General features: G+C 52.5%; 19 protein-coding genes. 9 read left to right on the top strand and 10 right to left on the bottom strand.

Annotated elements, in window-relative coordinates; all coding sequences use genetic code 11:
• Both B2310_RS11440 and B2310_RS11435 read right to left on the bottom strand, forming a co-directional pair.
• A partial coding sequence (locus B2310_RS11440) for an N-6 DNA methylase (RefSeq protein ID WP_290731676.1) occupies nucleotides 1–773 on the bottom strand: 773 nt, incomplete at its 3' end.
• The gene (locus B2310_RS11435; RefSeq protein ID WP_290731673.1) at nucleotides 774–3,950 is read right to left on the bottom strand and encodes a type I restriction endonuclease subunit R; all 3,177 of its coding nucleotides are present in this window, start codon (nucleotides 3,948–3,950) and stop codon (nucleotides 774–776) included.
• A 213-nt stretch (nucleotides 3,951–4,163) separates the two neighbouring features.
• Between B2310_RS11435 and B2310_RS11430 the strand changes: the two genes are divergently transcribed.
• The 6 genes from B2310_RS11430 (at nucleotide 4,164) to B2310_RS11405 (ending at nucleotide 8,075) form a co-directional block, all read left to right on the top strand.
• Nucleotides 4,164–4,328, top strand: a complete 165-nt coding sequence (locus B2310_RS11430; protein ID WP_170861492.1) for a hypothetical protein — start codon at nucleotides 4,164–4,166, stop codon at nucleotides 4,326–4,328.
• Nucleotides 4,329–4,400: 72 nt separating this feature from the next.
• Nucleotides 4,401–4,577 carry a type II toxin-antitoxin system HicA family toxin gene (locus tag B2310_RS11425; protein ID WP_290731665.1) on the top strand — a complete coding sequence of 59 codons (177 nt, stop codon included), beginning with the start codon at nucleotides 4,401–4,403 and terminating at the stop codon, nucleotides 4,575–4,577.
• Nucleotides 4,578–4,585: 8 nt separating this feature from the next.
• On the top strand, nucleotides 4,586–5,005 hold the full coding sequence (locus B2310_RS11420) for a type II toxin-antitoxin system HicB family antitoxin (RefSeq protein WP_290731662.1): 420 nt from the start codon (nucleotides 4,586–4,588) through the stop codon (nucleotides 5,003–5,005).
• 216 nt (nucleotides 5,006–5,221) lie between these two features.
• Nucleotides 5,222–6,445 carry an ORF6N domain-containing protein gene (locus tag B2310_RS11415; protein ID WP_414655110.1) on the top strand — a complete coding sequence of 408 codons (1,224 nt, stop codon included), beginning with the start codon at nucleotides 5,222–5,224 and terminating at the stop codon, nucleotides 6,443–6,445.
• Between the two features lie 112 nt (nucleotides 6,446–6,557).
• On the top strand, nucleotides 6,558–7,733 hold the full coding sequence (locus B2310_RS11410; protein ID WP_290731659.1) for an SGNH/GDSL hydrolase family protein: 1,176 nt from the start codon (nucleotides 6,558–6,560) through the stop codon (nucleotides 7,731–7,733).
• Between the two features lie 18 nt (nucleotides 7,734–7,751).
• The gene (locus B2310_RS11405) at nucleotides 7,752–8,075 is read left to right on the top strand and encodes a DUF3392 family protein (RefSeq protein ID WP_290731656.1); all 324 of its coding nucleotides are present in this window, start codon (nucleotides 7,752–7,754) and stop codon (nucleotides 8,073–8,075) included.
• Between the two features lie 38 nt (nucleotides 8,076–8,113).
• Here B2310_RS11405 and tmk read toward each other — a convergent pair whose 3' ends face one another.
• The 8 genes from tmk to B2310_RS11365 form a co-directional block, all read right to left on the bottom strand.
• Nucleotides 8,114–8,743 (bottom strand): dTMP kinase, encoded by a 630-nt coding sequence (tmk, locus tag B2310_RS11400; RefSeq protein WP_290731653.1) that lies wholly within the window; start codon nucleotides 8,741–8,743, stop codon nucleotides 8,114–8,116.
• 11 nt (nucleotides 8,744–8,754) lie between these two features.
• Complete coding sequence (secA, locus tag B2310_RS11395) at nucleotides 8,755–11,706, bottom strand: preprotein translocase subunit SecA (protein WP_290731650.1); 2,952 nt, start codon at nucleotides 11,704–11,706, stop codon at nucleotides 8,755–8,757.
• 170 nt (nucleotides 11,707–11,876) lie between these two features.
• Nucleotides 11,877–12,719: a hypothetical protein gene (locus B2310_RS11390; protein ID WP_173381343.1), complete on the bottom strand. Its 843-nt coding sequence runs from the start codon at nucleotides 12,717–12,719 to the stop codon at nucleotides 11,877–11,879.
• Between the two features lie 235 nt (nucleotides 12,720–12,954).
• Nucleotides 12,955–14,460 carry a FecR family protein gene (locus B2310_RS11385; protein WP_290731647.1) on the bottom strand — a complete coding sequence of 502 codons (1,506 nt, stop codon included), beginning with the start codon at nucleotides 14,458–14,460 and terminating at the stop codon, nucleotides 12,955–12,957.
• A gap of 132 nt (nucleotides 14,461–14,592) precedes the next feature.
• A complete protein-coding gene (locus tag B2310_RS11380) occupies nucleotides 14,593–15,201 on the bottom strand; it encodes a hypothetical protein (RefSeq protein WP_290731644.1) in 609 nt (202 codons plus the stop codon).
• Between the two features lie 450 nt (nucleotides 15,202–15,651).
• Nucleotides 15,652–16,050, bottom strand: coding sequence for a pyridoxamine 5'-phosphate oxidase family protein (locus B2310_RS11375; protein WP_097035981.1), 399 nt, complete (start codon nucleotides 16,048–16,050; stop codon nucleotides 15,652–15,654).
• A 55-nt stretch (nucleotides 16,051–16,105) separates the two neighbouring features.
• The gene (locus B2310_RS11370; protein ID WP_290731640.1) at nucleotides 16,106–16,624 is read right to left on the bottom strand and encodes a hypothetical protein; all 519 of its coding nucleotides are present in this window, start codon (nucleotides 16,622–16,624) and stop codon (nucleotides 16,106–16,108) included.
• 39 nt (nucleotides 16,625–16,663) lie between these two features.
• Nucleotides 16,664–17,170: an O-acetyl-ADP-ribose deacetylase gene (locus B2310_RS11365; protein ID WP_290731637.1), complete on the bottom strand. Its 507-nt coding sequence runs from the start codon at nucleotides 17,168–17,170 to the stop codon at nucleotides 16,664–16,666.
• A gap of 215 nt (nucleotides 17,171–17,385) precedes the next feature.
• Between B2310_RS11365 and B2310_RS11360 the strand changes: the two genes are divergently transcribed.
• The 3 genes from B2310_RS11360 to B2310_RS11350 form a co-directional block, all read left to right on the top strand.
• Nucleotides 17,386–17,706, top strand: coding sequence for a hypothetical protein (locus B2310_RS11360; RefSeq protein WP_290731634.1), 321 nt, complete (start codon nucleotides 17,386–17,388; stop codon nucleotides 17,704–17,706).
• A gap of 218 nt (nucleotides 17,707–17,924) precedes the next feature.
• On the top strand, nucleotides 17,925–18,707 hold the full coding sequence (locus B2310_RS11355) for a hypothetical protein (protein ID WP_290731631.1): 783 nt from the start codon (nucleotides 17,925–17,927) through the stop codon (nucleotides 18,705–18,707).
• Nucleotides 18,708–18,886: 179 nt separating this feature from the next.
• A partial coding sequence (locus B2310_RS11350; RefSeq protein ID WP_290731628.1) for a 16S rRNA (guanine(527)-N(7))-methyltransferase RsmG occupies nucleotides 18,887–19,397 on the top strand: 511 nt, incomplete at its 3' end.

The raw sequence follows: 19,397 nt of genomic DNA, 5'->3' as shown, positions 1-19,397 counted from the left end.
GCAAAGATGGTGCAGCGGTCTTCGCCAATCTGGTGGCTGAGCGCCATGAGCAAGGTGCCGGTGCCTGCGCTGGGGTCGTAGCATTCTACGTTGTGCAAGTCGGCGTTGTCGCCCACCAAGAGGCGGGCCATGATTTTCGCGATGGCCTTGGGGGTGTAATATTCGGCGTACTTGCCGCCGCCTGCGGTGTTGTAGTCCTTGAGTAGGTATTCAAAGATGTCCGAGAAAAAGTCGTAGTGTTCGGCGAAGGCGTCTTCGAAGCTGAAGTTCACGAGTTTATCGACAAGGGCGCGAGCGAAGTTTGCACGCTGGGCGTCGTCGGTCACGAAGATGGTGAGCTTTTCGAAGATGGGGATTTTCGTCTCTTGCGCGGTCTTGGTGTAGAATACGTCCAGGTTGTCCTTCGCGATGGCGACCATGGTCTCGTCAAAGATGACGTCGAAATCGCCCTTGGCCTGCTTGTTCCAGAGGTTTGCAATCAGGTAGTCGGGCTTGAACACCGGGACTTCGGGCGGCAAGAAGAGGCTCACCTTTTCACGGTCGGCCTTGGAGAGTTTCGCGTATTCCTCTTCCCACTTATCGGATTTTTTGAGGGCCTTCAGGCAAGGGTCATTAATTTTCTTGAGTTCAAAGCCGAACTTGTCAGCCATAAACTTGTACAAAAAAACCTGGGTGATAATCTTGTATTCGTTGCCGTCATTGCCCATGCCGTACGTTTGGCAAGTGGCCTTGAGAGAGTCAATAAGGGCAATGGTCTTGTCTTTGATGTTCATTTAGTTTCCGTAGTAGGCGTTATACTGGTTTATATACTGCTTGGCGATGCGCTGCTGGATAAACAGGTAATCGGGCATTTCGGGTTTGATTTGCGGAAAATGCGCGAGTCCGTCTGCAATCTCTTTCATCACGGTCTTGCCAAAGTAGGCATCTTGCTTGAGGATGTCGTTACGATCGAAAACCTTTGCGTCAATCGTTCCCTTGATAGTCAAGAGAGCCTGCACGATTTCTTCGTCGAACTTCGAGATAATCGGTGCCTGGTGCTTGGGTTCGCGGGCCTTGTTCTCTTCGCGGATGCGCTTGTGGACGTAGGCGAATTTTGTATCACCGTTGTACTTGCGCAAAAGGGCTTCGTTTGATTTGCGGAGTTCTTCAAGGCGTTTCAGGATGTCGTTCATCGCCTGGTTCTGCTCGTTATAAACGGCAAGGTTTTCCGGGGTAAAGCCGTGCTTGTCAAAGATGCGCTTGAACTCCTGTTCCAATTCAACAAACACGGGGTCTTCGTGGTCGAAGTTGTCCAGGAACCCGCGGAGTGCGCGCTTGTATTTTTCTCGCAGTTCCGTACCGTTATCGATGATTTTCAGTTCTTCAGTGCCAATGCAGCTAAAGTTGAACTCGATGTTCATCATGGCTTCGTTCACGGCAAACTGAGTCGCTTCGCTATTGGTCCACGCCTCTTTCTGGTTAATCATCGCAATGCGGTGGTTCACTTCCGAAAGCATGAGCGGCAACTTTTCGATGTTCAGCTTTTCAAAGTCCTTTTTAAGGGCATCGTCACCGAAAGTGCGTACAAGGTTCATCGCGTCCTTGGCGAGTTCCAGCGCCTTGCGGAGTTCAATCAAAACCTTCTTGTCTTCAAGGCTAGAAATCTCCGTAGAGAAAACTTCTGCGTTGTCGGTAGTATAACTGAACAGAGCCTGACGTGCCACCTTCATGTGATTGATAAGGGCATCCTTGTCTTCCATGACTTGATTGTACATGTCGGGCAAGTTATCGTCTGGGTCAGTATCGGCATCGTTGTAGCGGTTCAGTTCCTGCAAATACGCGGCATTAGTTTCATCGAAATTCTTCTTGATGTCGGCAAAGTCAATCAAGAATCCGCGTTTCATATTCTTGTACGGGCGATTCACGCGTGTAATTGCCTGCAACAAATTATGATCTTCGATCTTGCGACCGAAATACAATCGCTTAAGACGCGGTGCGTCAAAGCCCGTCAGCAACATGTTGTAAACAATCAGAATATCAATCGTGTAGTTCTTCTTGAAATCGTTGATAATCTGCTTGCGGGTTTCCTTGTCATCGCTATCGAAGAGAATCAGGCCCGCTTTCAAGTTGATTTTCTGGATGCGATTTTCATTGAGTTCGTCCAGAATCTCGTTGAAGAACTTGTACAAGTTTCGAGCCTGTTCCGAAGATTCAGCAATAATCATGCCGCCAAGGTCGTTATCGCCCTGCATGGCACGGAACTTCGCCAAATCGTTGATGATGTAGCGGAGCAACGCCTTCACGTATGTGGGGTGCCGAATAATCATGTCCTTCGAGACAGAACCCTTCTCCACCAGTTTCTGCACGCTTTCGTAAGCATCGTTCAGTTTTTTGCGGTAACTAGTTTCGATATCTTCGCGAATGATTTTCAGCGTATAGCCGTCCTGAATGGAACGGTCGTAATAATACGTGTGGAAGTAATCGCCAAAGACCTTGCAACTCGCCTTTTCGCTCCCGATGAGCGGTGTGCCGGTAAGTGCAATCTTGATGGCGTTCTTGTCGGCATTGAAAAGGTTCGAAAGGAAACATCCGCACGGCTTGTAGCCGCGATGTGCTTCGTCCATAATGAACACGCGTTGCAAATTCGTGGCGTAATTCGGGATTTCCACTTTCTCGGTGTCATTTTCAAATTTCTGGATGTTCACCACGGTAATTTCATCGACACCGGCGTTGCCCTGCAAGGCCTGCTGCGTGCGGAACTGCTCCATGAGTTCCGCGCGGGAATTCGCCGTTGTCACCTTGAGGCCGCGATTGCTCAATTCTTCGGTTGCCTGCTCCAGCAAATCCAGACGGTCCACAATAAAGTAGAATTTGGCAACCTTATTCTGCTTGGCATAATAGTCCTTGAGGACTTTGCTCAAGTGGAAAGAAAGTGCTGTCTTGCCCGAACCCTGCGTATGCCACACAATGCCGGACTTTGCACCCGCCGCGAGTTTTTCACGGATAATCATGGCCGCAAAAAATTGCTGGTAACGCATGATGTGCTTTTCGTGGCGGCTCTCGATTTGGCCATCCTTCTCTTTTTCGACATGCAGGTAAGCGATGCCGTACTTGAGCAAAAAGAGCAAACGCTCCGGGCTCACCATAGAGGTAAGCACGCGGTTCGTGGGCGTGTTGATGCCTAGATTCGTTTTGTATTCCGGATTCTCTTTCAAGACCGGAACATTGAAATCCATCAGGACTCTCTTTTCGAGATCCGCGGGAATCGGCAAATAAGGATAATTGGCGTGGAACGGCGCAATCGCCGCACGCTTGGGGTTTTCTTCCCTGAAGCAGTTGAAACGCGCTTCGTTTTTCGCTGCCGTGCAATAGAACACGCCTTCAATCGGAACAACGCCGCCCTTGGCATCGTACTCCATGTTGTTGGAGAAAATCATCAACTGCGTGATGTTGATAAAACGACGGAACTTTTTCTTCGGGAACCGCTCATCGTTCATCCGCTTGCTTTCGGCCACCATGCCACCCACATTGTTCGGCTTCTTGACCTCGATAAACACGAGCGGAAGTCCGTTGATGAACAACGTAATGTCGGGGCGGAAACTTTCATCGCCATTCTTGCAAGTGAATTCCGCCGTGCAATGGTACGTGTTATTTTCTGGGTGTTCAAAATCGACCAGGCGAAGCGGAGAATAGCTGGTCAAGCGCTTGTAGAACTGCTGGCCCAAATCGTCGTCATCCAGTTCCTTCTGAATGTCTGAAAGCACGCTCTGTGCAGAAACAGTCGCAGCCGGATTCAGCTTCTTGAACTGCTCCGCAAAAATATCCACAAGGATGTTCGTCTCTGGGTCGTAGGGAATCGCCGGCGTTGCGCCAGACTCTGAAATTTTTCCCAAATACGTATAGCCGATGCGAGCCAAATGCTGAATCGCAGTCAGTTGAACGCGCGTCGCTTCCGTAAAAAGACCTGGCATAAAAACAATATCGCTTGTGTGTATAAAACGCTCTTCGAGAATATAAGTTTTTATGCTGTCAGTAAAGTGTCATCGCAAAAAAAATATCGACTTTCGACGCATTTGAAAAAAAGTCAATCTTACCTCTTGACGAATAGTGCACAAAAGTGTAGTTTTAGATAGTCGTTTAAAACATCTGCGTTTATAAAGCTTGTACGCAGAAAGGAGCACAAAATGTACAGCACCGCCAATGGCACCGTCACCGACGCCCAAGCCGCCGAAATCGATTCCCTCAACAACGAAATCTGGAAAAACTTCTGGAGCATCCCCCGCGAAAAACGCACCAAAGCAGATTGGGAAAAGCTGCTCGATATACAAATATTGGTGAAAAAGGGGTGAAAATAGAGCGGCATTCTCTATTTTTATAAATAAATATATTGACAAATAAACAAATATATTGTATTTTAATCTATGAAGTTTAGAGAAATCTGCGACTACGCAAAGAAAAGAGGCTGGGAACTAGGGCGAATCAGCGGCGACCACCACATATTCGTGAAGCAAGGCAAGCGACCCGTTCCCATACAACGAAACAAGCACGAGATAGAAGGCGTCTATCTCAAGCGCATCTTGAAACAATTTGACCAGTAGAGGCATCCATGAATTACGCAGCGAAAATTGAGAAAGACAAGGACATGGGCTTCGTGGTTTCGTTCCCTGACCTGCCCAACGTGAACGCGTTCGGCGACACGCAGGAGGAAGCACTCAAGCAGGCGAAGGATGCCCTCGACGGCGCGATGGAATGCGACCTGGATCTCGGCAACACGATGATTCTCCCCAAGACAATGCCCGATTCCGACAAGGGGCTCTACCCGGTCGAGCTTTCCCCGCGAATCGAGATTGCATACAAACTATTCGAAGCGCGCAGGGGTCAAAAGAAAAGCGAGGTGGCGCGTCGCGCAAACATCACCCCGCAAGCGTACCAACGTTTTGAAACTCCAAAGGGCTCGCCTTCCGTCGAAACGCTCTACAAGCTGGCACACGCCCTCGGCAAGCAGCTCGTGGTCGAGTTCGTGTAATATTTACTCCGCCCTTTTTTTGTTCAATCAAACCGATTTTCGATATTTTTTATATCGATTTTGCGTTTGACCGCAAGAAATCTTGATGTCCAAAATTCGGATATCAAGTTGCCCTAAATTTTTGTATATTACTCCCAGCACCAGAAAAGGTGGTATTATGGATCGCTCCCGCTTAAAAGGCGGAGCGGTCCTTTTTTTATGCAAAAGGAGCCCAAAATGCCGAAAAACATGGCCGTTGCGCCGAAAAAGCCCGAATTTTCCCTGATAGACGAGGATTTGCTCAAGTCGCGGATATATACCATCCGCGGGGTAAAGGTGATGCTCGATGCCGATTTGGCAGAAATTTACGGGTATAGAACAAAGAAATTTAATGAACAGGTCAAAAACAATATCGAAAAATTCGATGAGGATTTTCGGTTTCGGCTGACTTCAGAGGAATTTGAAATCTTGAAGTCAAAAATTTTGACTTCAAACTGCGGAAATTCGCCGAATTTCGACAATTTTTATAAAAAAGACAACTTGAGGTCCAAAATTTGGACCTCAAGTGAGAGGAGTAAATTTGAGCAAGAAGACGACTTGAGGTGCAAAAATTGCACCTCAAGTGACGGAGATAAACTTGAACCGCAGAAAATCTTGAGGTCGAAAAAATCGGCCTCAAGTTGGGGCGGTGTTAGGTACGCTCCTTACGCCTTTACCGAGCAAGGCATCTACATGCTCATGACGGTTCTCAAGGGCGAACAGGCGACCGCACAGAGCAAGGCCCTCATCCGTCTTTTCAAGCAGATGAAGGACTACATTGCGGCGGAAAACAAGCAATTGCTAGGAAATGACGGATTTGCTCAAATCGCATTGCAGACTGCACAAAATACGAGGGATATCGCGAAACACTCTGCCGGTATTAGGGAACTTTCTGGTGAAGTCCATGATATGCGTGAAAACCTCGGAAAGGTGAACCTGGACCTGCAAAAAGTCATGAAAAATTTCGTCGATCCGAGCACTTTCAAGCACTTTTTGATTCTGAACGGGCAGCGGCTGGAGGCCGATGTCGCCTACACGCAGATTTACGGCATGGCGAAAAAGTCGGTGCTGATTGTAGATGACTACCTGGATGTAAAGACGCTCGATTTATTGCGGTGCGTGGTGAAGGGTGTTTCGGTCCAGATTTTCAGTGAGCAGCACGGACGCACCCGCCTGACCGAGAGCATGTTGGCGGACTTCAGGGCCGCCCGCCCGGACGTTGAACTTGACGATGTTCGCACCACGGGGAACATGTTCCACGACAGGTACATCTATTTAGATTTCGGGACCGATAGTGAGAAACTTTTCCACTGCGGAGCTTCGAGTAAGGATGCCGGCAACAAGATCACGACCATTATGCAGCTGGAAGATATCGCGGGGTATCGTGCACTGTTCGAAAGGCTGCTGCAAGAGGGGGAATAGAATTTGTTTCGTGTAGTTCGTATTCCGCACATGAGTAGTTGTCAAGGAATACTTGACAACTGCTGGGGCGTTGCGGGGGCGGCTGCCACCGCAAATTATCTATCTTTGGCACATGCCCAAGAAATTCACGAAATGGGTTGCCTGCTGGGGCAACGCGACCTCCATTACCGACCGCAGGGAAGCGACTTACGCGAAAGACTTGACGCTCCGCTACCCGATACGCGCGTGCTTTTCGGGCAACAAGTTGCGGTTCCATTTTTCGAACCTCACCGGCACCGAGCCCGTGACGATTAGCGAGGCGTACGTCGCAAAGGCCGCGCAGTTTACAAGCGACGCGCATCTTGATAACGTGCAATACTCCCCGACCCCCATCACCTTCGGCGGCCGCGCATCCACCGCAATCCCCGCGGGCGAAGAAATCCTGAGCGACGAAATCGCATTCAGCGTCACCGCGGGCGAAACTTTCGACGTGAGCCTCTACTTCGCGGACTTCACGCAGATGAACGCGGGCACGGCAATCACGGGCCCGCTTTCGGGCGGCAAGTACAGTTACGGCAACTTCGCAAAGTCCGCGACACTCCCCGACGACTTAACGCGCAAAACCAACTGGATTTATTTCCTCAACACCATCGACATTTTCACCGAAGAAAAGAACTTTGCGCTGGTGTGTTTTGGCGATTCCATCACGGCGCAGGACTGGCCCGATTACCTCACGCTGCGTTGCGCACGCGAGGGCTTCAACAACGTTTCGATTATCCGTCGCGCGGTAAGCGGCACGCGCATCTTGCGCGAATACAGCTGCATCACGTATGCGGCATACGGCCTGAAGGGCGCCACGCGCTTCCCGATCGAAATGAACGTGGCAGGCGCACGCGCTGTCATTGTGCAGCACGGCATCAACGACATCATCCACCCTGTCGGAGTCGAGGTCAACAAGTTCCGCCCTTGGAGCGACATGCCCACCGCTGACGACCTCATCAACGGCGTGCGTTCGCTCTACATCACGCACGCGCGCAAGCTCGGACTCAAGATTTACAGCGGCACGCTCCTCCCCATTTACGGTTGGCGCACCTACAACGAAAACCGCGACATCATCCGCACGGTATTCAACGAATGGCTCCGCACCGCCCCCGATTTTGACGGTTGCGTAGATTTCGACAGGGCCGTGCGCGGTCATGACGACCCAAAGGCTTTTGCTGCAGGCTTCGATTCGGGAGATCACCTGCACCCAAGCGCCAGGGCGTACGAGGCCATGGCCGAATGCGTCCCCGAAGAACTGCTCAGATAAACTATCTATATTTTCCGCATGCAACCCTACATCCACCAGTTCGCCGATTTCCTGAGACTCCATCTCAACTCGATTGCCATCGGCCTCGTCGCGACACTGCTCATCATTTACGGCGGCCACATAAACGGCTACTTCAAGAAGATTACGAAGAGTCTTCCCTTCCTCGGGCGTTTTGCGTTGTTCGTCGTGCTCTGCAGCGCAGGCTACGCATTCATGTCGTCGCAGCTGGTGCGGCTCCTTAAAATGTTCCTGTACGGCCAGGCGGACCTTCCCCTGATCGGCATCATCGCCGCCGCGTTCATCGTGCTCGCATTCTGCGCCCGCAGCGGCAAGGATATCTAAGGCACGACTCTCCACCCCGAAACTGGGGTTTCGACTTTCTAGAGTCTCGACTTTATTAGTTTGTACAAATCGCCGAATACTTCTTCGGGGCTGCGGTCGGCATCGATTGCGGCGACACATTCCGGATACTCGCGCGCCGCGGCCAGGTATCCCTGGCGCACCCTTTCGAAAAAGTCGGCCTTCTCCTGTTCGAGCCTGTCGGGTGCCTCGCCCCGCTTCACGGTGCGCGCGCGGCTCCGTTCGACAGTCAAATCGAGCACCACGGTGAGTTCCGGGAAGCAGCTTCCGCAGGTCAGTTCCGTAAGCTTCTGCACCATGCCGGCGCCGAGCCCGCGGGCATAGCCCTGGTAGGCGAACGTGCTCCACGCGAAACGGTCGGCAATCACGATCTTCCCCGCATCGAGCGCAGGCTGTATAATCTCGTGAATTACCTGGGCACGCGCCGCATTGTAAAGCAGCAGCTCGGTCTTGTCGCCCATGACGCCCTTGAACGACGCGTCCAGGAGAATCTCGCGCACGCGTTCCGAAATCTTCGCGCCGCCGGGTTCGCGCAACTTCACGACGGAATAGCCTTCCGCCGTGAGCTTTTCGATAAGCATGTCGATCTGGGTCGACTTTCCGGACCCGTCGATACCTTCCAGGCTAAAGAAGCGCTTCGCCGTCTGCATGGGCAGCCGTATTACTCGAGGTCCTTGCCGTGGCACTTCTTGTACTTGAGGCCGGAACCGCACCAGCACGGATCGTTGCGTCCGAGCTTCGGTCCCTGCTGCTGCGCGCGCTTCCTTGCGGCGGCGAGCACGGCGGGGTTCGTATAGGTGCGGCGCACCGTCGGGCGCGTGCCCGGCAAAGCGGACTGCGGCATCGGCTGGCTACCCTGCTGCTCTTCCGAAATCGCGTTGCTCTCGGAATGTGCGGCGGCACCCGCGAGGCCTGCGGCCTGGGCGCCATCGGCACTCAGCTGTTCGGCGCCGTTTTCCTGGGTAGATTCGCCGGCGGCGTTCCCAGCTTCCTCGGCGGCCTTCTTCTCGGCGTCGATCTGTTCCTGGCTCTTGAGCTGCAGCTGGTCCGGAGAAACGGTCATGCCGTTCGGGAGCGTAATGCGGATGTTCAAGATACGGAGCGCCGTGAGCGTCGCGATCTTCTCGAGGCAGCCCTCGAACATCTTATAGCCCTCGTTCTTGTAGACCATGAGCGGGTCCTTCTGGGCGTATCCGTGGAAGCGGATGGCGTCCTTCAGCTGGTCCATGGCGTAGAGGTGTTCCTTCCACACCTGGTCGATGGTCATGAGCAGGAAGCGGCGTTCGATGTTGCGGAAGTCCGCATCCGGGATAATCTTCGTGAGCTTGTCGTAGCGGGCCTTGCAGAGCGCGATGATTTCGTCGAGCACCTGTTCGGGTGTGCGCTTCGTCGCTTCCTCGAACGTAAGGCTGTATTCCATGCCGAGCGTGCGCTGGAGATCGGTATGCAGGCCTTCCAGGTTCCAGTTCTCGGGGTAGCTCTTCGCCGGGATATAGCCCGAGACCTTGATGTCGCAGGCATCCTCGATGCGGTTCATGATTTCGTCGCGGATGTCCTCGCCGTTCAGGATGCGGCGGCGGAGCCCGTAAATCACCTTGCGCTGCTCGTTCATCACGTTATCGTAGTCGAGCAAGTGCTTACGGATATCGAAGCTCTGGCTCTCGACGCGGCGCTGTGCGCTACGGATGGAGCGGCTCACGATGGGGTGCGTAATCACCTCGTCCTCGCCCACGCCAAAGCGGCTCATCAAGTTCTTCACGCTGTCGCCGCCGAAAATGCGCATCAGGTTGTCGTCGAGGCTGAGGAAGTACTGGCTCGAACCCGGGTCGCCCTGACGGCCGGAACGGCCGCGCAGCTGGTTGTCGATACGGCGGGATTCGTGACGTTCGGTGCCAAGCACATGCAAACCGCCGAGTTCCGTCACTCCGGGGCCAAGCGCAATGTCGGTACCACGACCGGCCATGTTGGTCGCAATCGTCACCTTGCCCGCGTGGCCCGCGTACTGGATGATTTCGGCTTCGCGGCTGTGGTTCTTCGCGTTCAGCACCTCGTGCGGAATGCCTTCCTTTTCCAGGAGGCCGTGGAGGTGTTCGGACTTCTCGATGGAAGCCGTACCCACGAGGAGCGGCTGGCCCTTCTCGTGGCGCGTCTTGATTTCTGCGACAATCGCCTTCCACTTGGCATCTTCCGACTTGTAGACCAGGTCCTGTTCGTCCTTGCGGATGCAGGGCTTGTTGGTCGGGATGACCCAGGTGTTCATGTTGTAAATCTTGATGAATTCCGTCGCTTCGGTTTCGGCCGTACCGGTCATGCCCGAAAGCTTCTTGTACATGCGGAAGTAGTTCTGGAACGTGATGGTCGCAAGCGTCTGGTTCTCGCGGCGGATTTGCACCTTTTCCTTGGCCTCGATGGCCTGGTGCATGCCGTTACTGTAGCGGCGGCCTTCCATGAGACGGCCCGTGTTCTCGTCCACGATCACGATCTCGCCGTCGCGCACGATGTAGTCCACGTCCTTCTCGTAGAGGTGCCATGCACGGAGCGCCTGGTCGAGGAAGTGCACCCAGTCGGCATGTTCGCCGTAGAGGTTAGTAATCTGCATCAGGCTCTCGACATGGTTCACGCCCTTCTCGGTGAGCTGGATGTTCTTGTCCTTCTCGTCGACGGAGAAATCCTTGTTCTTCACGAGCTTCTGCGCAATCTCGTTGGCCTTCGCATACTTGTCGGTCGCATCTTCGGCAGGGCCGCTGATGATGAGCGGAGTACGGGCTTCGTCAATCAAGATGGAGTCCACTTCGTCGACGATGCAGAAGTTAAGTTCGCGCTGCACCAGCTGGGACGGGTCGACCGCCATGTTGTCGCGCAGGTAGTCGAAGCCGAACTCGTTGTTGGTACCGTAGGTCACGTCACTGTTGTAGCTTTCGCGACGCTGTTCGGAATCGAGCCCGTTCACGATGAGGCCCACGGTGAGCCCGAGGAACTTGTACACGAGGCCCATCTGCTTCGCATCACGGCCGGCGAGGTAGTCGTTCACCGTCACCACGTGCACGCCGTGGCCGCCGAGGCCGTTCAGGTAGACGGGGAGGGCTGCGGCGAGGGTCTTACCTTCACCGGTCGCCATTTCGGCAATCGCACCCTCGTGAAGCACGAGGCCACCGATCATCTGCACGTCGAAGGGCATCATGCGGAACGGCTTCACCGACTCGGGGTAGAGTTCGCGCACCTTCGCGTAGAGGGCGGCGGGCAGGTAGACTTCCCATTCGTTCTTGCCGCTCGCAAGTTCGGCCTTGGCCGTTTCCACCGCACCCTGGAGTTCAGGACCGAGACGGCTGAAGTCGAAACCGAATTCGGGCTTGAAGATGTTGAAGATACCCAAGCGGCGGTCGCAGGCTTCCTGGCACACGGCGAAGGCTTCGACCTTGATGTCCTCGAGGGAGGCACCGTTGTTGAGTTTCTCGCGGAATTCCGCGCTCTTCGCAGCGAGCGCCGCATCGTCCAGCGCCTCGAGGGCGGCACGCGCCTCGTGAATCTTGGCAATGACCGGACGAAGTTGCTTTACCTTGCGTTCGTGGGGAGTCCCGAAAACCTTGTGAAGTACGGTATCTACTATGCTCATCGTATTCCTTTATAACGGCCGCAGGCACACCTGTAGCCACAATTAAAAATTACGGACACAATTTAGCATAATTCATGCCAGCGTGTCAGCGTTTATATCTGAAACAACAGTGAAAATAGTGAAAGGGGCCGCGCGCAACGCACAGCCCCTCCCAAGGAGTAAAAACTGGATTACTTTGCGAGTTTCTTCGCGGCTTCCTTGCGGAACTCGTCCATGATCTTGTCGATGGCGAGGTTGTAGGCCTTCACGGAACGGTCGTCACGCAGGTCCACGTAGTTGTGGTGAATCTTCGCGGATTCGCTGCCTTCGATCTGCTTCCAGCCGCGGTCGGTGAAGAGCACCTTTTCGCCGTTCTTGTCGATCATCGCGACATTCACGAGCACGATCGGGGTCACGTTGCTCGTAATCTTGGTCATCATGCCGGTTTCGTAGTAGAAGTAAAATTCTGCAACAGCGATGGCGTCGACACCGAGGGACTGGCACATCTTGCCGAGGGCGCGGTGGACAGGGGCTTCGATGCGTTCGCCGTTCACCCAGGTATAGCCTTCGGGCACGACCTTGTCGAAGGAAAGTTCATACATGCCTCTTGCGGGCACGCGGCGCTTGCCGTCGCGGGGAGCAACCTTGTTCGCAAAGTCCTCGACCTTGCCCCAGGTATCCTTGTTCTCGAAGAAGGCCTTCACCTCTTCGTTGTCGAGCACAGTCTCGAACGGAATCACGCTCCAGCCTTCGATGCCGTTGAGCGCCTGGAAAAGGGCGTTCGCGCCGTGGGTGGCGATATTCACCTGCGGCTCGTTGATCATTTCGACATTGTCCTTGATAATGTTACCGACGACGGAAAGGAGGTTTTCCTTGTTGCCCTTCACGGATTCGATATCTTCGTAATCTTCGCTACCGGTAACGCTCAGGATGGCGACCTTTTTCACGTTGTCGATGTCGGGTTTCTTGACGTTCACGCCTGCACAGGAGCAAAGCAAGAACACGAAAGAGCATAATGCAATGATCTTTTTCATTTTTGTTCTCCTCAGTTGATACAAACTTCGTAGCAGACGTTGGACTTCATCCAGACACCTTTTTTGCCCGCTATGTTTTGTATCAGGTTTGGCACAAATCTAGCAAATAAACTACGCAGTCAACACACTGTGTGGTATAATTTTGTTTACAAAAATAAAAATAAGTTCGCTTTTTTGTTGCAAAAAGCGAACTTATTAAAATTATAACAAAGTATTAAGTATTTTAGTACAACCTTTATTTGTACTCGAAAATCTTGGATTCCTTGGCCACCTCGCCGCTCAGCATGGTGACCTTGATATCAACCTTCGTCGACTTGCCGCGGCGCACCTGCAGCTTGGTGCTGTAGCCAAGGCCGCTCTCGGACGGAATCATCTTGAGCTCGCACGGCTTGCCGTTGACGCTCGCTTCCACGGACTTTATCTGCGACGGGTCGTTGTTCACGACCTTCACCACGTCGAACTCGAGTTCCGGATAGACCGCGGCACCCTGCGAGACCTTCTTCTTGAAGACGGCCTTGTTGCCGTTTCGCAACTGGATTTTCACTCCCGTCTTCGGGAAGCACTTGAGTTCGCGCTCGATTACGCCGACGGAACTGTCCTCGTTTTCAGGAACAATGCGGTAGGTGTTGACGCCGGGAAGCAGCGGGAAGCTCGCGGCGATATCCCTTTCGAGCATGAGGTCCCTCAGGAGGCTGTCGCCGACGTACACGCGCAACTTGCCGTCATTTCCGTTGAAGCCCGTAGTCGCATAGAGAGCCTCGCACTTGTGCTCGTCGTACCGCATGAACTTGATGCGGCGATCGACCCTGTAGACAAACGAGATATTGCCGCACTCGAACGTGTTCTTCTCCACAGAGCAGGTCATGCGGAACTTCTTCTCGCCAAAAGCGCCGTCCGCCCAGCTCGGGGTGAAGCGCAACGTCTGGCCGCTAGATTCGAACGTCTCGGAACCGAGCGTGACCGTCACGCCGGGAGAGCAGAGAGCCTCGATGGTGACCGTATTCGTCGAGATGACGGGAGGCACGGAATAGAGGCGGCACTTGTACTGGAGCCTCAGGTCCTCGTTCCTCTTCTCGATCTTCGCGTCGATTTCCCTTGCGCTCGCCTGGATATCCTCGACCGACTTCGCGGTGTCGTCCACGGCGGCACTGAGCATCTTGATGAAGTCGAGGTCGCCCGCGTTCTTTGCCTCGACCACAACGGGAGCCTGCCCCTTGCGGAAGGCCACGTACTGCTGCGCCTTCACGGAAATTTCCTTGCCGTCCTCTTCCATCACCATCTCGCCGCTGTTGAGGGCGCCGTAGGGGAGGCCGCCTTCCGTAACGCCGATGACACCGTCCGTACCGCGGATCGATGCAGTCGCCGTACCGGTCCTGAACCTGAACTTGCTCTGCGGCCCCTTCTGCTTCTGGGCGTCAAACCGGAGCATGCCCTTCTTGACATCCACCTCGGAGACCTGCGAATCCTTGATCATCAGAATCTGCGAGAACTCGACCAGCGCGTTCTCCTCGATGGAGATAGTACTGCCGTCGGGCATCGAAATCAGCACGCCCGATTCAATTTCCGTCTGGATGACATCCTTTTCCTGGACCTTCGCACCCACGCGGAGACTGGCCCAGTCCCCTTTTCCCTTTTTCTTGAACGAGACGTCCCCAAGAACAGAACGCACCTTGCCACTCTGGGGAGCGGCCAGCGAGAGCGTGACACCCAAAATTACCCATAGCGTTAAGCTTCTCAACATTGATACAGCCTCTCGGGATAAGACAACAACTACGCCCCATAGGGCGCAACACACGCTATAAATATAATCACTATTTTCCGAAAAGGCTCGCGGTATAATATTCCAAGGCAATATATTTGGGGTATCCGCGGGCTAGAACACGCGGACGACCGCGTTCAGCGACATCGTGTAGCGGGCGTCGCCGCCACGAACCAGGGCGAAGTCCAGGGGGTAGAGTTCGAGGCCGAACCGCCCGCCCGAAGTGCGCCAGGCGACCCCGAGGTTCGAGCGGAACATGAACGATTCGAAGTCGTAGTCGTTGTTGTCTTCCTCCATCCTGTAGAGACCGTAGACCGGCTCGCCGTCCGCATCGTAAAGATCCTCCTCGACGCGCCACGAGAAATACAGACCGCTGACCGTCCCTTCCTCCCAGTGCAGCAGGAACATGAAGTTGGCGATCAGGTTGAACCCGTAAGCAAGGGGGACGTCGAAATTCACCAGCAGCCCTTCGGAAAGTTCGTCGAAGTCGTACTCCGCGCAGTCGCAGCACATCGAATGGCTTGTCGCGACCTCGATCATGGCGCCCACGCCCAAGTAGGGGGTCAGCGGCTTCACCAGCGAAAGCGACCAGCCTAAGGATGTCGTGGACTCCGACCAGCCGCCAAGCAGGGGGCCCGTCTTGACGTCGAAGGTTTTCCAGGATATGCCGGACGCCGAGGCAGCCGACACGAGAATGAAGATGATAGCTCCTAACTTTTTCATAATGGTAGCTCCTAACTTTTGATATTGGAAAATATACAACTATCACACTCAAACTAGCGCATTTATTTGTAACAAAATAAAAAAAACAAGCGTTTTTTTTTGCTTTTTCGCATCATATGAAACATGCCCCTTCATATAGATTTTTGTTGATAACATGTTTACAATTTAAAGGGCGCCTAAATGCGCAATTTCCAAACCTCACAAGTTATCCACATGAGCAAATGACGTTTCACGTGAAACATCCCCAAAAACAGACACCTATCCCCAACTTTATCCACGTCCATCATATGTTTTCAGACCATACATCGAAATTTAGTTAATAGAATGTTTACAATCATATCAACATCCGAAAATGACGACCCTATGAAATAAGCCCCGACGAAGAGGCCGTCGAGGCAAATTTTTCTGCCGGGCAATCCGCGCGGCAGGAGTTTCACGTGAAACTAGCGCCTAGAATTTCACGACTTTCGGAGCCGCCGTAAAGCTGTAGAACGTAGCGGTCGCGTCCTTGAAGTAGAGCGTCTCGGTGTTGTCATCGTCGGGGGAGTACATCGACTTGAGCTCGGGGTAGTGCTCCAGCATGTCGACCTTCGGTTCGCGACGGTCGTCGCGGACCAGGGTACCGGCAACGCGGACCCACTCGTTACCCGCGGCGTTCATCGCGCAGATTTCGACCTTGCCGTTCTTCTGGATCTGCTTGGAGCAGTCCTTCGACTTGCCGGTCTGGATGTAGAGCTTGCCCTCGAAAATGTTGGCGGTACCGAACGGGCGAACGCGCGGCTGGTCGCCGTCGGCCGTCGCGAGGAAATACGCACCACATGCCTTGAGAAATTTTACGACTTCTTCCATAAGATGTTCCTTTTTTTTGAAAAAATTCAATACTTGTTTGCTAAAATATAGATTATTATACCCACATACCAATGCCTACCGGCAAGTTAAACAATATATGGAAATAAGGACTCTTCGTCCGTACCAGATAGCCCACCCTGACATTGAATATGTCGATGATTGTCCCGATACAGAGCGAAAAGCCGTAATCAAAGCCAGTCTCGTTAATGTAGCCCAGTTCTGGACCTAGGGAAAACTTGAACGAGATGCCCCTTTCGTAGAAATATAGGATATTTGGCTGCAGCAGGAAGTTGAACCCGTCCGCAAAAAACGCATGCGTCCCAATAGTCCACAACCAAATGTGACTTGGTATAAAACTGGAATCATCACCTTTAATGTATATATAATTCCAATCACCAAAAACCCAATCTGCTCCAAAAGCGAAACCTGTGCCGCCTCCCAGGTACATATTCCAAGGAACCAATTCCCGAAAGAAAGTTTTTCCAGAATTCTGCTGCACCCTAGTGGAATCCTGCGCTACATTGGGGGCCTGTTCCTCGTTGGCAAATGAGATGCCCGCCATCACGAGTACCATTAGAAAGGGTAAAAATAAACGATAAAACTTCATTTTTTTTCAAGACGCTTTCGCCATCACTTCTCGATAAATTTTCAACATCTGTTCACCGAAACAGCAGAAGATGACCTTCTTGACTTTCTGCGCCGGGAATTCGCGGACGCTCTTTACCGCAATCTCGGTAGCGGCCTCCCAGGGGTAGCCATAAACTCCACAAGAAATAGCGGGGAAGGCGACCGTCTCGCAGCCGTTCTCCTCGGCCAAATCGAGGCAGCTTTTGTAGCAGGATTCCAGCAGTTCGGGTTCGCCGTGCAGGCCATCCCGATAGATGGGACCCGGAGTATGGATGACGAACTTTGCCGGGAGCCTGAAGCCGGGAGTGATTTTCGCCTTGCCCGTCTCGCAACCGTTCAGGGGGATGCACGCCTTCAAAAGTTCCGGACCCGCCGCCCGGTGGATTGCGCCGTCCACGCCACCGCCACCCAGCAGCGAACAGTTCGCCGCATTCACGATGGCATCCACTGCAAGCTTGGTGATGTCGCCCTGGATAATCTCGATTTCTACCATATAGGCCTCCGACATAAATATACCTAATTATACCACATGATAAGCAGTACCGTTATGAAAATTGCCGCAATGAGGGAACACACGGGAACCTCCCTGAAATAGTCCTGTCGGCAATATATAAACTTTTAGAGTCAAATAATGTCATCCGTCATTTTCTTGCGAAAAATTCCATGAAATTATATATATTATCTGCAGGAGAACATTTTGGGGTTATCATGAGGCTTTACGGTATTGCAATCCTTTTACTGGCGAGCGCGCCACTTTCGCTCGCACAGCTCCTGCCACAAAAGCAGGCAGAGGCGCCGGCCACCGACCGCGCCATGGTCTTCAAGGTGGATTACGAACAGGGGATGGCCGCCCCGGATTCATCTTCCAATAGAATCGACCCATCCATAAAGGGAAGTCGCGAAAAAGGCGATTATTTGAAAAACGCCCTCATCTGGAACGGGCTCTGCATCACGGGGGCAGCCCTCTCGACAGCATTCGGTGGACACGGCCCCATCTGGTGCGACCCAAATTCACCAGCAAGGTTCTAGAAATATATTTGCGGACTAATGTTGAAAGTTTTGAATTATATAAATGTTTCACGTGGAACCAACATGTCTAACATGTTGGGACTATGGCTGCGCCATAGTCCTACACCCTGCGGTTCCCAAATAAAAATGTGCAAGCACATTTTTATTTGGGAACCTTGTGCGTGTTTCACGTGAAACAAGTAGCGCCCAACATAAAATCTTCTATTATATTTCCTCATATGAAAAAACTCATTCTTATTCTCGCCACTCTGGCATTATTCACCCAGTCTTTTGCTGACTGCATCCATACAGTTTTTGAATATGAACAGGCAACAATCGCTGGTTACGACAAGAGCTTTGACGGCCTGCTATTTGACAGCATGTATGTAGACAAAGGCACTGCCAATACCAGGGGGAACTCCATCTATATCCTGAAGTACTATCGGACCGGCGATAAAGTCGACAGCGCCTACGAAGCGAATCTCCGCAACGGGGAATGGCAATACAAGACTACCATAAATCCTGACTCGGTAGTTTTCGATATCGACCATGTAGAAAATAACTGGACCATTATAGGATCGGTAAATGGAGTGAGCGACACAATTAGTATCTACTTTGACGGGGACTCCCTGGCCATTACCAGCACTGACGAAGCCGGTAAGTACACTAATATATATGTCATGGGAAATGATACCCTCTTCAGGCGTTCTGAAAGCGAAATTATCGTCAACGACGAGAAGGACACCAACACCTGCTATGTGAAGGATAGTCGCGACGACTACGTGACCACCTGGTACCGTTACGATACTGAAGTTAAAAATGACAGGGTCATTGTGAGCAAGACTTATATCGAAGATGGACTAGACAACAAGGTGATGACTTACTTCATGTTCCGTCGCAAAGCAGGAACCGATGCAATCCTCCACAAGGTTCGTCCGGCAGTCAATTACAAAAATGCAAGACACTTCGACCTACTCGGTCGCCCCGCCCAAGGAAAATACACTGTAGAATTTTTGAAGTAAGTTCACAGCATCTCAACATCTATCAAAAAGTTATTAACGGATATTTTAAAAAAGTGAAAGGGCGCCGATGTCGGCGTTCTCTTTTTTTATAAAAGATATACTAAATTGTCTCTTGTTGGTTTCACGTGAAACACCAACATAAAAGATCCCCGCCTGCGCGGGGATGTCGTTAGGAAAAATTGAGCTACAGAACTAACATAGAGCAGCAGAATCTTCTGAACCAGTTCCTGAAGGAGTACGTTCACTTCGAGTTGTCCAATGAGCAAATGGACAAGCTCTATGGCTTTGCCGACCTGGTGGTGGAGACCAAGCAGTTCGGCAACCTGATTTCGGCGAAGGATTCCGAGAAGTTCCTCAGCAGGCACATCGCCGACTCGCTGATGCCATATTTTCACTGTTGTCAAGCTAGCATTATAGAAGATGTAAAGCCTCTTCCCAGCACCTTCAAGACACCGCATATCAATGACCGTTGGGCTGATATGGGTGCAGGTGCAGGCTGCCCGGTTTTCCCGCTCGCCATCGCGATGCCCGAGGTGCAGTTCTATGCGGTGGAACCCCGCCACATGCGCGTGGAGTTCATGAACTACGCAAAGGAAAAATTGCAGCTCAAGAACCTGACCGTGGTGGGCAAGCGCTTCGAAACTTCGGGCCTTGCCGACCTGGACTTCATCAGCTGCCGCGCCCTCTCGA

The sequence above is a fragment of the Fibrobacter sp. UBA3629 genome (genome assembly GCF_002374005.1).
Classification (GTDB): Bacteria; Fibrobacterota; Fibrobacteria; order Fibrobacterales; family Fibrobacteraceae; genus Fibrobacter.
The sequence above is the reverse complement of the archived record's forward strand: the minus strand, read 5'-3'. Positions and strand labels throughout refer to the sequence as shown.